Origin of the sequence: Microbispora sp. CL1-1 (genome assembly GCF_012034195.1) — a bacterium.
Lineage (GTDB): Bacteria > Actinomycetota > Actinomycetes > Streptosporangiales > Streptosporangiaceae > Microbispora.
Genome location: NZ_JAATEK010000263.1, coordinates 1 through 218, shown reverse-complemented (window position 1 = coordinate 218; position 218 = coordinate 1). Strand labels below are relative to the sequence as shown.

The following is a 218-nucleotide window of genomic DNA, read 5'->3' as shown; positions in this document are numbered from 1 at the left end:
GGGTGGCGGATCGACCAGATCGACGCGAACATCAACGGCTGGCTGCGCACCTACACGCCGCGCACGGTGCTGCTGCACATCGGCACCAACGACGTGCTGCAGAACTACAACGTGTCCGGTGCGCCGCAGCGGCTGTCCACGCTGATCGACCACATCACCGCGGCGGCGCCGGACGCCGACGTGTTCGTCGCGACCATCATCCCGCTGTCGAACTCCGG

General features: G+C 67.4%; 1 protein-coding gene. It reads left to right on the top strand.

Translation table 11 applies throughout. The annotated features are described in order from the left end of the window. Window positions 1–218: GDSL-type esterase/lipase family protein (locus HCK04_RS40830; protein ID WP_240972285.1), on the top strand; the 218-nt coding region annotated here is incomplete at both ends.